The sequence below is a fragment of the Thermostichus sp. MS-CIW-40 genome (genome assembly GCF_054058315.1).
Genome location: NZ_JBSSAC010000002.1, coordinates 96,077 through 110,910 on the forward strand (window position 1 = coordinate 96,077; position 14,834 = coordinate 110,910).

Annotated in this window: 11 protein-coding genes; 10 read left to right on the plus strand and 1 reads right to left on the minus strand. The window is 57.8% G+C overall.

The annotated features are described in order from the left end of the window. The first annotated feature begins 369 nt into the window (after positions 1-369). The 5 genes from cobM to sufU all read left to right on the plus strand — a co-directional run bounded on the left by cobM (position 370) and on the right by sufU (position 6,134). Positions 370-1,170: a precorrin-4 C(11)-methyltransferase gene (cobM, locus tag ACVWXF_RS01590; RefSeq protein WP_011434250.1), complete on the plus strand. Its 801-nt coding sequence runs from the start codon at positions 370-372 to the stop codon at positions 1,168-1,170. Positions 1,171-1,358: 188 nt separating this feature from the next. Beyond that, positions 1,359-3,443, plus strand: a complete 2,085-nt coding sequence (locus ACVWXF_RS01595; RefSeq protein ID WP_457473452.1) for a tetratricopeptide repeat protein — start codon at positions 1,359-1,361, stop codon at positions 3,441-3,443. 38 nt (positions 3,444-3,481) lie between these two features. Next, positions 3,482-4,309 (plus strand): sulfurtransferase, encoded by an 828-nt coding sequence (locus tag ACVWXF_RS01600; RefSeq protein ID WP_457473453.1) that lies wholly within the window; start codon positions 3,482-3,484, stop codon positions 4,307-4,309. Further along, positions 4,306-5,484 carry an NAD(P)/FAD-dependent oxidoreductase gene (locus ACVWXF_RS01605; protein ID WP_457473454.1) on the plus strand — a complete coding sequence of 393 codons (1,179 nt, stop codon included), beginning with the start codon at positions 4,306-4,308 and terminating at the stop codon, positions 5,482-5,484. Before ACVWXF_RS01600 ends, ACVWXF_RS01605 begins: the two co-directional genes overlap by 4 nt. 167 nt (positions 5,485-5,651) lie before the next feature. Beyond that, a complete protein-coding gene (gene sufU / locus ACVWXF_RS01610) occupies positions 5,652-6,134 on the plus strand; it encodes a Fe-S cluster assembly sulfur transfer protein SufU (protein ID WP_011434254.1) in 483 nt (160 codons plus the stop codon). 91 nt (positions 6,135-6,225) lie between these two features. Here sufU and ACVWXF_RS01615 read toward each other — a convergent pair whose 3' ends face one another. Further along, positions 6,226-7,302: a VOC family protein gene (locus tag ACVWXF_RS01615; RefSeq protein WP_457473455.1), complete on the minus strand. Its 1,077-nt coding sequence runs from the start codon at positions 7,300-7,302 to the stop codon at positions 6,226-6,228. Positions 7,303-7,736: 434 nt separating this feature from the next. Here ACVWXF_RS01615 and pflB point away from each other — a divergent pair, with 434 nt between their 5' ends. The 5 genes from pflB (at position 7,737) to adhE (ending at position 14,826) form a co-directional block, all read left to right on the plus strand. Next, a complete protein-coding gene (pflB, locus tag ACVWXF_RS01620) occupies positions 7,737-10,043 on the plus strand; it encodes a formate C-acetyltransferase (RefSeq protein ID WP_457473456.1) in 2,307 nt (768 codons plus the stop codon). A gap of 81 nt (positions 10,044-10,124) precedes the next feature. Continuing rightward, positions 10,125-10,535, plus strand: coding sequence for a pentapeptide repeat-containing protein (locus ACVWXF_RS01625; RefSeq protein WP_457473457.1), 411 nt, complete (start codon positions 10,125-10,127; stop codon positions 10,533-10,535). A 225-nt stretch (positions 10,536-10,760) separates the two neighbouring features. Next, on the plus strand, positions 10,761-11,510 hold the full coding sequence (gene pflA / locus ACVWXF_RS01630) for a pyruvate formate-lyase-activating protein (protein ID WP_457473458.1): 750 nt from the start codon (positions 10,761-10,763) through the stop codon (positions 11,508-11,510). Between the two features lie 182 nt (positions 11,511-11,692). Then, positions 11,693-12,103: an OsmC family protein gene (locus ACVWXF_RS01635; protein WP_414343934.1), complete on the plus strand. Its 411-nt coding sequence runs from the start codon at positions 11,693-11,695 to the stop codon at positions 12,101-12,103. Positions 12,104-12,195: 92 nt separating this feature from the next. Further along, complete coding sequence (gene adhE / locus ACVWXF_RS01640) at positions 12,196-14,826, plus strand: bifunctional acetaldehyde-CoA/alcohol dehydrogenase (protein WP_457473459.1); 2,631 nt, start codon at positions 12,196-12,198, stop codon at positions 14,824-14,826. Positions 14,827-14,834 lie beyond the last annotated feature (8 nt).

The window sequence follows — 14,834 nt, forward strand, 5'->3', positions numbered from 1 at the left end:
ATCAAAGGCTGGGGTAGCTCGGGTAGATTTGGCCTAACAGGGCGTTCCGGCATTCGAGGTAGTTCAGGTTCCGTTGGGCGCTCCGGCATCTGTGGCAGCTCCGGCTCCAGCGGACGGGCAGGCATCTGTGGCGGCTCAGGCTCCGGCGGGCAAGGTGGGAGATCTGGCCCCCTCAAGAGGAGAGCAATCGGCTGGGGTAAAACAACGTAGGGATAATAGTCTTCCCGAACGTACCTTAAGATGGGATGCGAGTGCCTGTCGTGATCTTGCATGCTTGAGCCTCCAGATAAGTTCCCTTGGAATCCAGTTTGAAAAGACTTTGGAAAAGGGATCTTCAAAGAGGCCCTTGAAGGGGTAGGAAGCAAGCAAATGCGCGAACCGACGTCGTGGCCTGTCTACATTGTCGGGGCTGGCCCCGGGGATCCGGAGCTGATTACCCTGCGGGGGCAAAGACTGCTGGCGGAAGCCGATGTAGTGTTCTACACAGGTTCTTTGGTGCCAGAGGGAGTGCTGGCCCATTGTCGCCCTGGGGTTGAGGCCATTGACACCCGTTCCTTCACGCTGGAAACGCTGCTGCCGCAAATTGTGGAACGGGTCAAGGCGGGGCGGCGGGTGGTGCGGCTGCAGGATGGGGATCCCTGCCTTTACGGCGCTCTGCACGAGCTGCTGATCCGGCTGGCGGAGGCAGGGATCCCTTTTGAGATCGTGCCGGGAGTAAGCGCCTTTCAATTGGCAGCCGCCCGTTTGCAGGTGGAGTTGACCATACCCAAGTTGGTACAGACGATTATCCTCACCCGCGCCAGCGGTCGCACCCAGGTACCAGAAGCAGAAGCCCTGGCCAGTCTGGCAGCCCACCGCGCCTCTTTGTGTCTATATCTGAGCGCCCGCCACGTAGAACAAGCGCAGGCAGATCTGCTGGCTCACTACCCCGCCGATACCCCGGTTGCCGTTTGTTATCGCTTGGGTTGGCCGGACGAACAGATCTGGCTGGGATCCCTGGCCGAGATGGCCGCCCTCACCCGGCAAGCCGGCTTAGAACGCACAGTGCTCTATCTCGTCAGCCCTGCCTTGAAAGGCTTGTCAAGCTCCAGATCTGCCCGCTCGCGGCTCTACAGCCCTGACCACACCCACCTCTTCCGTCCCAGAATGGGCCGGCAGCCCCGTTTGTAACAGGCTCTTTCAGTATATTGACGGACTCCGGCAGATTGAGCACAATGAGGCAGCAAGATGAGGTCAGAGGCCTTGACTTCTGGCGAGGGGGTACTCGTTTTTGCCGAGAGAAGTGGATCCCTCTTGGATTGGAGTTGTTACAAGACCATTTTTTCACTCTCTAACTTAACTTTGCGAACTCTAACTTTATGGCTGGCTCATCTGCTGCTCGCAGCGTGGAAACCCTGATCAAGGCTCTGCAGAAGTCCCTGGCCCCCCTGCCAACCCGTTCGGCCCTGAAGCAAGATGTCCTTTACCTCATGGTGGATCTCCCACGGCAGGGGATGTTTAGCCGCTCTATGGTGTTGCATCGAGTTGCCAGCCAATTGGGGGGCTTGCCTGTGCAGGGAGTTAGCCAACTGGTGGTGTACGGTCGGCTTCAGGGGGAAACACAGCCGCAGTGGAAAAAAGTCTTCTACTTGTCCTCTGGGGAAAGCAGTGCCGATGCCACGCAGATTGTATTACCGGGCACCAAGATTTCTGAGATCAAGGTGCTGGAGGCCCAAAAACCTGTTGTGGATCCCGACCACAACTCCGATTTTCGCAAAGTTAAAACTCTGGGGGCACCGGTTCCCAAAATTCAGAAAGAGCGCTGGCCAGAAGCGGCTCCAAGCCAGGCCTCGGTTGGCCATGCCCCTTCCCAAGACGGGATCCCGACCCCTCTGCCTACAACTGCTCGCCCCAGTTCTCCTATCGACGTTCTGGCCAACTTTCCGACACTTGATCAATGGTTGCACAGGCCTGCTCTAAGGCCCTTCTTGGGGGGAGCTCTGGCTTTGTCTCTCCTGCTGGGGGCTGGGTTGGTGGTGCGCTCTTTTGGGCAAGCCGATGTTCCTGCCCGAGCCAGATCGCTGGGGCTGGGGATCCCGCTGTTGATCTTGGCCGCAGGGGGGGGCTGGCTGGGGTGGAAAGGTCGGCGTGTCGATGACACCCTTGAGCGAGAAGAGGGATCCCAGGATCCCTTTACAGAAGGGCTGTCCTTTTTACAGGCCAATCCAATTCCTGAGGCAGTGGAGCGGTTTCAGGAGGCCGTGCGGCAACAGCCGAATCATGTCGAGGCCCACGTTGAGCTGGCCCATCTGTTGGCGAAAACCAACCGACTGCAGGAGGCATTGAGCCACTACCAACAGGCCAAACGCCTGAACCCGAACTTGAGCGGCATCAACACCCACCTGGTGGAAACCCTGAAGGCCCTGGCGCGGCAGTGGCTGGCCCAGCATCAGCCGGATGAAGTTCTGGCCCACTTACCCGAAGCATTCCCCCTCACCCAGGGATCCGCCCAAGCTGAGATCTATAGCCTGCTCGGCCAAGCCTGGGCAGAGAAGGGCAACTGGGCAGAAGCGTTGGCCCAGCAACAAAAGGCCCTGGGGTTGGATCCCCACTTCAGCGAGGCTCATCTCTGCATTGCTCAAGTTCGCCTCAAGCTGGGGCAATGGGACGAGGCCATCGACTCCTGCTGGGCTGCTTTGGAGTTGAATGATCGCCTGGGCCTGGCCCACGCTGTGATGGGACAAGCGCTGATGCGCAAAGGACAGCTAAAAGCGGCAATCGCAGCCTTCCGAACTGCTCTCAACCTGGATCTCGCTCCTGAGTTGGCAGCCGCTGTGCGGGTGGATCTGGGTTTGGCAATGGTACATGCAGGCCATCTGGCTCAAGCCAGCCAGGAGTTCAGCCAGGTGATCTTCAATGGCCAGTTCAAAAGACAGCAGGCTCGCGCCTACTACGGTTTGGGTCTGGTGTTGGCAGGCCAAGAGCAATACAGCGAAGCCATCAAGAACTACCGGCGGGCTTTGGAGCTGGCCCCCGATCTGCACGCAGCGATGGCCGCCACTGGCCTAGCCTACTTGGGGCCCAAACAACGGGATGCCTCTGGGCGCAAGTTCATCCAGCCCCAACAGTTGCAGCAGGCTATGCAGCAGTTTGAACAGGCCCTCCAAGGAGATTCAGAGTTGCCGGAAGCTCACTTTGGCCTGGGCGAGGCGTCGCGCATCAAGGGGGATCTAACCTCGGCGGAGGCCAGCTATCGACGGGCCATTCGCAGCAATGGCAGCTATGGAGCAGCTCACTATCGTCTGGGATCCATCCTTGCCCGCCAAGGCAAGCTGGAGCAGGCCATTGAACACTTTCGCTCGGCTTTGGAAATCGCTCCCAACTTCTCCGAAGCCAGAGTGAGCCTGCAACGGCTTCTCTCCAAACAGATGGAAGAGGCCCATACCGGCCTACTCGTCCCGTAAGGTGGGATAGGATCTTCCAGTTAAGGTTCTCTCAACCCATGACACCAACGCCAGGTTGGGTGGCCAGCCCTGCAACCGCCATCCAGCTCATCCAACAAGGGGCAACGCTTCTGGATGCACGCAGTGCGGAATTGCAAGCCGACGGGATCCTGAAGGGTTCAATTCCGGTGAACTGGACGGAGTTTACTCAACCAGAGGCTGCAAACAGCGGCAAGCTGTTGGCAGATGATGCCCTTCTCACCGAAAAGCTACAGGGCATTGGCGTGTTTCGGGAGCGTCCGGTGGTGGTGGTGGCCGATCCGCTGCGGGGCTGGGGAGAAGATGGCTGGATCGTTTGGATGTTGCGCAGCTTGGGTCATCCCCAGGCAGTCATGGTGGACGGGGGCTATCCGGCCCTGGTGAAGGAGGGAGTGCTGACCACAACCCGACAAAGCGCCGACGAACCGCAACGGGGCGACTTTGTAGTGCAGCGAACCGACCGGTGGGAGATCGACCGGGACACTCTGCGGGCCAGCCTTGGCTCCGACCGTGTGGCCATCCTCGACAGTCGCGAAGCCCAAGAATACGAGGGAGCCACCCCCTATGGTGAGGCACGTGGCGGACACATCCCCGGCGCTGTGCATCTCTACTACAAAGAGCTGATGGATGCGGCGGGATCCCTGTTGCCGCCCGCTGCAATTCACGCCCGCCTGCAAAAAGCCGGGATCCCTCCGGAAGCCGAGATCATTGCCTACTGCACAGCTGGGGTTCGCTCCGCTTGGGTCACGGTGGTTTTAACCCACGTGGGCCGGCAGGCCAAAAGCTATTCCGGTTCCATCCTGGAATGGGCGGCCGGGGATCCCCAGGAGTTCCCGCTCCAGCCATGAGGGGATCCCTGCCCACTGTGATCTTGGCCGGATGTGGCTATGGAGCCATCGACGCCTTGCGGGCCCTCCAAGGGCAGGCACGGGTGATCGCCATCAACCCCTATCCCTACAGTGTCAATTCGGGCATGTCCACACGGCTGCTGAGCGGTCGGTTTTCTCTAGAGCTGGTGCGGATCCCTTTGCTGGAGCATATTCAAGCCAACGGCGCCCAGTTTTTGCCGGGGCGAGTCACCCACATCCAACCCGAAGCCCGAACCCTGACCCTGGAGAGCGAAGCCGGGATGCAAACTCTGGCCTACGACTATCTGTTGGTGAATGTGGGCCGGGAGTTGCGCACCATTGATGGGATCCAACATGCCTTCACCATTCGACCGGCAGAACAATTGGTGGCCGCCCGAACTTGGATCCGGCAGTGCTGGCAACGGGCTGCCCAGGGGGATCGGACGCCGGGCCTGCTGACCTTTGTGGTGGCGGGAGGAGGCTGTACCGGCACAGAGCTGATGGGGGAACTCTACGATCTTTGCCGGCAGATGAGCGCAAAAACAGGGATCCCCTTGGCTCAAGCCCGGCTGATCTTGATCCATCGCCAGGCCCATCTGGTCGAGGGCTTCTCGGAACCCTTCCGCCGGGCGGTGGAAAGGGAAATCCGCCATCTGGGGGTGGAAATCTGGGCCGAATGTCAGGTGAAAGCCTTTGGGCCGGAGCAGGTGTGGCTCTCGGATGGCACCGAGTTGATAGCTCAGACCCGCCTGTGGGCAGGTGGCTTCCAGGTGCCGAGCTGGTTGAGCACCTGCGGCTTGCCAACAGGGCCGACGGGAGCCCTGCTCGTGGACAAATACCTGCGGGTGCAAGGCTCAGAGCACATCTTGGCGGTGGGGGACTGCGCTGACTTTGTTTGGGGATCCCGCCTCTTGCCCAAGATCGGCGTGTACGCGGTGCGCCAGGGGCCAATTGCAGCCCAAAACCTGCTGCGGCTCATCCGCGGCCAACCTCTGATCCCCTACCGACCGCAGGCCACGGTTTTTGTTTGTGTAACGGTGGGGAACCGCGTTGCCGTTGCCGAGAAAGGCAGGCTGGTCTGGCGCGGCTATTCAGCCACGGTGCTGAAGAACTTTTTTGATTGGCTGTACATGCGCAAACTTAAGCCCCTGCGCTGGCAGGAGTTTTTCTACTGACTCAAGCTCTACCAAGAACGGGGTTAAGATCAAAACCAGATGGGCCAGGTCGGGCTCGCTTCCCAAATCCTGAATATCTGAGAACTATGGCTATTCCCGGCGGCAATGGGCTATGAGCGGATCGACTTTTGCCGACCGGCCAGAGCAGCGACCAACCAGGAGCAACAATGCCTCTAGATAACCTGCGCGGACTCTATCAGCAAGTCATTCTGGAGCGGTACAAAAAGCCCCACAACTTCGGCAGAGTGGATCCCGTCCACCGCCACCAACGTGGCCACAACCCCTCCTGTGGCGACACCATCGACCTCACCTTACAACTGGATCCCAGCCAGGAGCGGATTGTCGATATCAAATTCGAGGGGGCAGGCTGTGCCATTGCCCTGGCTTCTGCCGATCTCATGGCGGATGCGGTGCGGGGGCGCACCATCCCCGAAGCTCTGCAGTTGGTGGAGCGCTTCCAAGCCATGATGCGCGGTGGCGAAGAGTTCCCGCGGGAGCAACGGGCTTTGAACGCCATGAAAGGGGTAGCCCAATTTCCAGTGCGCATCAAATGCGCCAACCTGGCCTGGCATGCGCTCAAATACGCGCTGGAATCGCCCGAACCCCAGGCCAATGGGTCGGCCTTTGTGAGCAACGAAAACACCGACTGACCGCCTTCCGCATACCCGAATATCGGCTGGAAACTCAGGGGCAATCAATCGTGTTGATTAACTGGAGACATTCCCCTGGTGCTCAAGGGTGTTAGCAGACCAGGGCTTGCTGCCGTTGTCGCTGTTGGCGTTCTAGAGCTTCAAACAGGGCTTGAAAGTTGGCTTCGCCAAAGCCTGTGGCTCCACCCAACCGTTGGATGACCTCGAAAAAAAACGTGGGCCGGCCAAACAGAGGCTGAGTGAAGGTTTGCAACAACAGGGGGGGGTGTCGGGAATCAGAGGCAGGCAAGGTGGTATCCAAAAGGAGCTGCTGCTCCACCAAGTCGTGCCAGGAGATGGTGGGCAACCCACCAGAAGGGAGTACTGCTCCAGAGGCCAGCTCCCTTGCCAGGTTTGTGTAGTACTCCGGTGGCACCTGCAGAAAGTTTACGCCTCCCTGTCGCAGCCGGCGCACACTGGCGAAGACATCTGAGCTGTGCAACGCCGCATGTTGCAGGCCAGGGCCATGATGGGCATCCAAAAACTCCTGGATCTGGGAAGCGGCACAGGTGGGCTCGTTGATGGCCAACTGGATCCCGGCTTCAGGATCTCCCACCACCACACTTTCTAGGCCAGAGGTGTTGGTGCGGATGCTATAGCGATACAGAGACCGCCAACCCAGCACCTGCTCATACCAATCCGCCGCTGCCTGCAGGGATCCCCGCTCCACATTCAACACCACATGATCCCAGTGGGAAAACAGGTTCTCCTCAGCAGGGGCTGAATCGGGGATCCCTGAGCTGGGGATCAAAGAATGCCTGAGTCCATAAGGAGTGCGCAGGCACAGAGCAGGGCAGCCTTCGTCTTCTGCCGGGATCCACTCCACTTGGGCTCCTCGCCTCTGCAAAAGCTCTGCCAAGCCCAACAGCTCTTGCTCCTCCACCGCCAAGGCCACATCCACCACCCCAGGCGAATGTTGCTGCAAATAGCGATCCACCTCATCCCCAGGGCAAGCAGGCTGAGACAGGCGCAAGCGCAGGGATCCCTGACGCAGACAGAGGGTACTGCCGAGCTGTCCTTCCATTCGGAAGCCCCAAACTTGACAAAAGTGTTCCTGCCAACGGGGCAGATCCCAAAGATAGAAGTGCAGGTGATGGATCCCTTGGACGATTCGATTGGACTGGTTCATAGAGCAAGGCACTGCTAAGGCAAAGGCCGAGTATCCTGACGTTCTCACGGCAACAGACGACCTGGGCCGTCCTACCTCAGCATAGGCCCGCCATTTGCCGATGGAAAAGCGTAAAACAACGTTAAGAAGATATTAAAACAGCATTAAAAAATAGGATGAAAATAAGATTAAAAAATCACGCAACCGAAAATATCCCAGAGCGCAAGGGACTAAAATTAAATCAGGCGAGGTGTATTTAGAACGCCTAAAAAAGAAACAGAAGAGTTGCTAAAAGCCCTTCGTAGGATCTCTGGATCTCTATAAGCCTTGCAGAGATCTACTTGCAGAGATCTATTGGTTCTTTAGCTCTCTTTTAGAGCCTGCGTGGGGCAAAGGCCGGGGTGCTGCCTCGCCCTGTCGATAGATTATCAGGCGTAATAGCCGGGAGGATTGTTATGGTTGCCAGTGTGCAGCGTTCTGTAGCATCACCTACAGAATTGAAGGCGGAACCAAGGACAGGATCCAACGCAGCCGGTCAAAAAGTTTTGAGCGATTTTGCGCCGGGAGCCTGGCAGCGCTCCATCGACGTCAGAGACTTTATTCAGCGCAATTACACCCCCTACACCGGTGATGAAACCTTCTTAGCTGCAGCCACCGAGCGCACCCAGCGGCTGTGGGCCAAGGTCAAGGATTTGATGGCTCTGGAGCGAGAGCGAGGGATCCTAGATGCCGATACCGCTGTTCCCTCTACCATCACCAGCCACGCCCCTGGCTATATCGACCCAGAGCTGGAACAAATTGTGGGGCTGCAGACGGACAAACCCCTGAAGCGGGCCATCATGCCCTTTGGCGGCATCCGCGTGGTGGAGTCTTCCCTCAAAGCCTATGGCTACGAGCTGGATCCCCGCACCAAGGAAATTTTTACCCAGTACCGCAAAACCCACAACGACGGCGTTTTTGACGCCTATACCGAAGAGATGCGCCGCTGCCGCCGCTCCGGGATCATCACCGGCCTGCCCGATGCCTACGGTCGGGGTCGCATCATTGGGGACTACCGGCGGGTGGCCCTCTACGGGGTGGATCGGCTCATCGAAGACAAGCAGGCCCAAAAAGCCAGTCTAGACCTGGACACGATGGACGAAGAGACCATCCGCCTGCGGGAGGAGCTCTCCGAGCAGATTAAGGCCCTACAAGAGCTGAAAGAGATGGGATCCCGCTACGGGTTTGACCTGGGCCGTCCGGCAGCCAACGCCCGCGAAGCCATCCAATGGCTGTACCTGGCCTACCTGGCAGCCGTCAAGGAGCAAAACGGGGCGGCCATGTCCTTGGGGCGGGTGTCCACCTTCCTGGACATCTACATCGAGCGGGATCTGCAGGCCGGGATCCTCACCGAGGAAGAGGCCCAGGAGCTCATTGACCACTTTGTTATGAAGCTGCGCATGGTCAGGTTTTTGCGCACGCCCGAGTACAACGAGCTATTCAGCGGGGATCCCACCTGGGTTACCGAGTGCATCGGCGGCATGGGCCTGGATGGGCGGCCTTTGGTTACCAAAACCAGCTTCCGCATGCTGCATACCCTCTACAACCTTGGCCCAGCGCCCGAGCCCAACTTGACCGTGCTCTGGTCGGAGCGGCTGCCGGAAGCCTTCAAGCGCTACTGCGCCAAGGTCTCCATTGAAACCAGCTCCATCCAGTACGAAAACGACGACTTGATGCGCCCCTACTGGGGGGATGACTACGGCATCGCCTGCTGTGTGTCGGCCATGCGCATCGGCAAGCAGATGCAGTTTTTTGGAGCGCGGGTGAACTTGGCCAAGTGCCTGCTCTATGCCATCAACGGCGGTCGGGATGAGATCTCCGGCGAGCAGGTGGCTCCTGCTTTCGCCCCCATCACCGCCGATGTCCTGGACTACGACGAGGTGTGGCCGCGCATGGCGCAGATGATGGCCTGGCTGGCCAAAACCTACGTCAACACCATGAACATCATCCACTACATGCACGACAAGTACTGCTACGAGCGCCTGGAGATGGCCCTCCACGACCGGGACGTGCTGCGCACCATGGCCTTTGGGTTGGCCGGCCTGTCGGTAACAGCCGACTCCCTATCCGCCATCAAATACGCGCGGGTACGGGCCATCCGGGATGAGCGGGGCCTAGTGGTGGATTACGCGGTGGAGGGCGACTTCCCCAAATACGGCAACAACGACGACCGAGTTGACTCCATTGCGGTGCAACTGGTGCAGACCTTCATGGCCGAGCTGCGCAAGCACAAGACCTACCGCAATGCCATCCCCACCCAGTCCATCCTCACCATCACCTCCAACGTGGTCTACGGCAAGAAAACCGGCAATACTCCCGATGGGCGGCGAGCGGGCGAACCCTTTGCCCCAGGGGCCAACCCCATGCACGGCCGGGACACCAAGGGGGCGGTGGCGTCGCTGGCTTCGGTGGCCAAGCTGCCCTACGACGACGCTCTGGATGGGATCTCCAACACCTTCTCGATTGTGCCGGCGGCCCTAGGTCGCACAGCGGAGGAGCGGGTTGCCAATCTAGTGGGGCTGCTGGATGGCTACATGCGGGATGGCGGTTTCCACCTCAACGTCAATGTTCTCAACCGCGAGACCCTGCTGCATGCCATGGAGCACCCGGAGCTCTACCCACAGCTCACCATCCGGGTTTCCGGCTATGCGGTGAACTTCATCAAGCTCACCCGCGAGCAGCAACTGGATGTCATTAACCGCACGTTCCATCAACACTGCTAAAAGACCAGCCTGGGGATCCCTGAAGTCCGCCCATACCGGGGTCGATGGAAGGGATCCCCCATCGATAACCGAGGAGGCCCGATGATCATGACTGTTTGTAGCGCTGCGGATCTGGTCAGCCAGTATGCCTCAGGACGGCGCGATTTTCGGGAGATCGATTTGCAGGGGGCTAACCTGCAGGGGATCCATTTGGCTGGCGCCGATCTCAGCTATGCCGATTTCAGTGGGGCCAACTTGGCGGGGGCCAATTTGCGGGGGTGCGATCTCAGTTTTGCCGACTTCAGCGGAGCTAACCTATCGGGAGCCGATTTGCGGGGATGTCTCCTCTTTGGCAGCGATTTTCGAGGGGCGCTCTTAGAAGGAGCCTTGTTGGATCACGCAGATTTCGATGCCTATACCCATTTCCCGAAGGATTTCGATCCCAAGGCCCACCGCCTGCACGGCATCACGGTGGATACCTCCGTGCCTAGCCCACACGACCCATCGGTCTGAGCTGGGTGGGATCCCCAAGCTGCCCTTTCGGCTTTTTATCCCCCTTTCTCCCTTCCAGCCAGGATAGCAGCGGTCTAGCTAAAAGACCCTAGGGATCTAAAAAAATCTAGTCCCAACCTAATCCAAAGAGAAATGGAAACTGTGTTCTATTTAACCTGAGTTAGCAATCTGGAAGAAAACCTCAAGATTGATTGATATTTTGCAAAAGTCATCCAGGATAAAAGTATGGATACCGTTATGAACCCCCTGACACCAATTGCTGGGCGCATTCACTCGGTGGAAACCTGTGGCACCGTCGATGGGCCAGGAATCCGCTTCGTAATTTTTACACAGGGTTGTCCACTTCGCTGTTTGTATTGCCACAACCCTGACTGTCGGGATCCGCAGGCGGGACAGCTTGTTACGGTTGAGTCTTTGATTGCCGAGATCCAACGTTACAAGAATTACTTGCGAGGGGGGGGAGTTACGGCTACCGGGGGAGAGCCTTTAATGCAACCCACCTTTGTAGCTGAGATCTTCCGTCGCTGTCATCAGTTGGGCTTGCACACGGCTTTGGATACTTCTGGCTATGGGCAACTGGAAGCAGCCAAGCCTGTGTTGGAGCATACAGATTTGGTGTTGCTGGATATCAAGTCTTATCTGCCGGAGCTGTATCGAAAGGTTACCGGCGTTTCGCTAGAACCCACTCTTAATCTGGCCCGCTATTTAGACCAGATCCACAAGCCTACCTGGATTCGTTTTGTGCTGGTTCCCGGCTTGACGGATCCCGAGGAAAACATTAAGGGCCTGGCCGAGTTTGTGGCCACCTTATCCAACGTGGAGCGAGTGGAAGTTTTGCCCTTTCACAAGATGGGGGAATACAAATGGCAGCAATTGGGATTGCCTTACACCCTTGCCGATGTCGATCCACCCACACCCGAACAGGTGAATCACGCCTTACAAATCTTTCGGGATCAAGGACTGGTGGCTATTTGACAATTCTGCAGTTGCGGCTTGGGTCAGCATAGCCAGGTCACGCTTAGATCCGAAGTGATTCACAGTTAATCTCTGCACCGTCTCCAGATTGGCCCTGAGCTGACTGGAATCCAAGTTGATCCCCAGGCTAACTTTACGGACTCTATGTGAACTGAAGAATACCCCAAGAGGAGGGATCCCCAATGGAAGTTTGCGTCACCTACCGCGATGGTGTTCAGTTCCAAGCGGAAAGCCGAGGGCACCGCATTCTCAGCGACCAGCCTTTGGACAATCACGGTCGAGATCAGGGAATGACGCCGCCGGAATGGTTTCTGGCTTCTCTGGGCGCCTGTGTTGGTTTTTATGCCGTCAAATATCTGGAAGCTCGGCAGTTGGATCCCAGTGGACTAGAGGTGGTGGTCACGGCGGAGAAAGTTGAGCATCCGGCTCGCCTAGACAACATTCACATTCGTGTAAAAACTGGGATCCCGCTGGACGGAAGGCATCAAAAGGGGCTGGAAAAAGCAGTTGATGCCTGCATCATTCACAATACGCTCACCCATCCTCCCACCCTGACCACCGAAATCCAAGTTCCTGCTCCTGTTGGCGCCTAGATTGCCATTCGGGTTATTCGACTATTTCCAACTATCCGATTGTCAATTGTTCCTATCGTCTAAGTCTTGATGAGTTTTGGAGGGATCCACCGATGCCAGTAACCAATCTAGCCGAGCTGGAAACCTTGATCCAGCAGGTGAAGGCTGCCCAAGCTGAATATGCAACTTTCACCCAAGAACAAGTAGACCGGATTTTTCACAAAGCCGCTCTGGCTGCCAACAACGAACGGATCCCGTTGGCCAAGCTGGCGGTACAGGAAACCGGCATGGGTATTGTGGAGGACAAGGTGATCAAAAATCACTTTGCCTCGGAATACATTTACAACAAATACAAACACGAGAAAACCTGCGGGGTTATCGAGCGGGATGAGAGCTTTGGCTACGAGCGCATTGCTGAACCAGTAGGGCTTTTGGCAGGTATTGTGCCGGTAACCAACCCTACCTCGACGACAATTTTCAAGGCTCTGATCACCCTCAAAACCCGCAACGGCATTATCTTTTCCCCTCATCCCCGCGCCAAAAAATGTACTATTGCCGCAGCCAAAGTGGTTAAGGAAGCTGCCGAGGCAGCGGGCGCTCCTGTGGGGTTGATCGGCTGGATCGACGAGCCCACCATCGAGCTGTCCCAGGCTTTGATGCAGCATCCTGAGGTGAAGCTGATCTTGGCTACCGGCGGGCCTGGCATGGTTAAAGCGGCCTATTCTTCGGGCCACCCGTCTTTGGGGGTGGGAGCGGGCAATACCCCGGCAGTGATCGATGCCAGTGCCGATATTCCCATGGCTGTCAGCTCGATTTTGTTGAGCAAGACCTTCGACAACGGCATGATCTGTGCCTCAGAACAGGCAGTGGTGGTGGTGGATGCCATCTACGAGCAGGTCAAGGCCGAGTTCGGCCATCGGGGGGCCTACATTTTGGATCTGGAACAAACCGAAGCAGTGCGCCGCATCCTTCTCAAAGACGGTCGCCTAAATCCGGCCATTGTGGGCCAGTCGGTGCAGACCATCGCTGCCCTGGCCGGTATCCAGGTACCCGAAGGCACCAAACTGCTGATTGGGGAAGTGGAGAAGGTGGGGCCGGAGGAGCCCTTCTCCTACGAAAAATTGGCCCCCATCTTGGCCCTCTACCGCGCCAACGATTTTCACAGCGCCGTAGATGTTGCTGTCCAACTGGTCAATTTCGGCGGGCGGGGACACACCTCTGTTTTGTATACAGATCCCGCCAATCGGGACGATATTGCCTACTTTGAAAATGCCCTGCAAACGGCGCGAGTGTTGATCAACACTCCCTCTTCACAAGGGGCCATTGGGGATCTCTACAACTTCAAGCTGGATCCCTCTCTGACTTTGGGCTGTGGCACTTGGGGAGGCAATTCGATCTCCGAGAATGTGGGGCCGCGCCACCTGCTCAACATTAAAACGGTAACCCAACGTCGGGAAAACATGCTCTGGTTTCGGATCCCGCCCAAGGTTTACTTCAAGCCCGGATGTCTACCCATTGCTCTGCGGGAATTGGCCGGCAAAAAACGCGCCTTTTTGGTGACCGATAAGCCGCTCTTTGAGTTGGGCATATTGCATCCCATCACCCAGGTTTTGGATGAGATTCGCGTGAGCTGGGATGTGTACCACGATGTAGAGCCGGATCCCACCCTCAGCAACGTCAATCGCGGTCTGGAGCAGTTGCGCCAGTTTCAACCGGATGTGATCATCGCGGTCGGTGGGGGATCCCCGATGGATGCGGCCAAGGTGATGTGGCTGATGTACGAGCAGCCCCAGGTGGAGTTTGAAGGCTTGGCGATGCGCTTTATGGACATCCGCAAGCGGGTTTACGAGCTGCCCCCACTGGGACAAAAAGCTCAGCTCATCTGCATCCCCACCACTTCCGGCACGGGATCCGAGGTGACGCCCTTTGCCGTAGTGACCGATGACCGGGTGGGGATCAAATACCCCCTGGCGGACTACGCCCTCACCCCCACCATGGCCATTGTGGATCCGGATCTCACCTTAAAGATGCCCAAGAAGCTAACGGCTTACGGCGGCATCGATGCCCTCACCCATGCTCTGGAAGCCTATGTGTCGGTGATGGCCAGCGACTTTACCGATGGGCTTGCCCTGCAGGCCATCAAGCTCCTGATGACCTACCTGCCGCGGGCCTACGAGAAGGGCGCCGAGGATCCCGAAGCGCGGGAAAAAGTCCACTACGCCGCCACCATTGCCGGCATGGCCTTTGCCAACGCCTTTTTGGGGGTGTGCCACTCCCTGGCCCACAAGCTGGGATCCACCTTCCATCTGCCCCACGGCCTGGCCAATGCCCTGATGATTACCCACGTCATCCGCTACAACGCCACCGACGCCCCCTTTAAGCAGGCCATTTTTCCCCAATACCGCTATCCCAACGCCAAACACCGCTACGCGGAAATTGCCGATTACCTGCAGTTGGGCGGGGCGGATGACGATGAAAAGGTCATGCGCCTCATCGAGGCCATCGAAGAACTCAAGCGGAAACTGGGGATCCCGGCCACCATTCGCGAGGCCCTGGGGGAGAAAGAGCGGGAGTTTTACGACCGTCTGGAGACCATGGCGGAGCAAGCCTTTGACGACCAATGCACCGGCGCCAACCCCCGCTATCCCCTCATTCAAGACATGAAGGAGCTGTACGTTTTGGCCTATCGGGGCTGCCGGGTGGATTCTGCTCTCTACCACCAGCCGGAACCAGTGTTGGCCTAAGGAGTAGG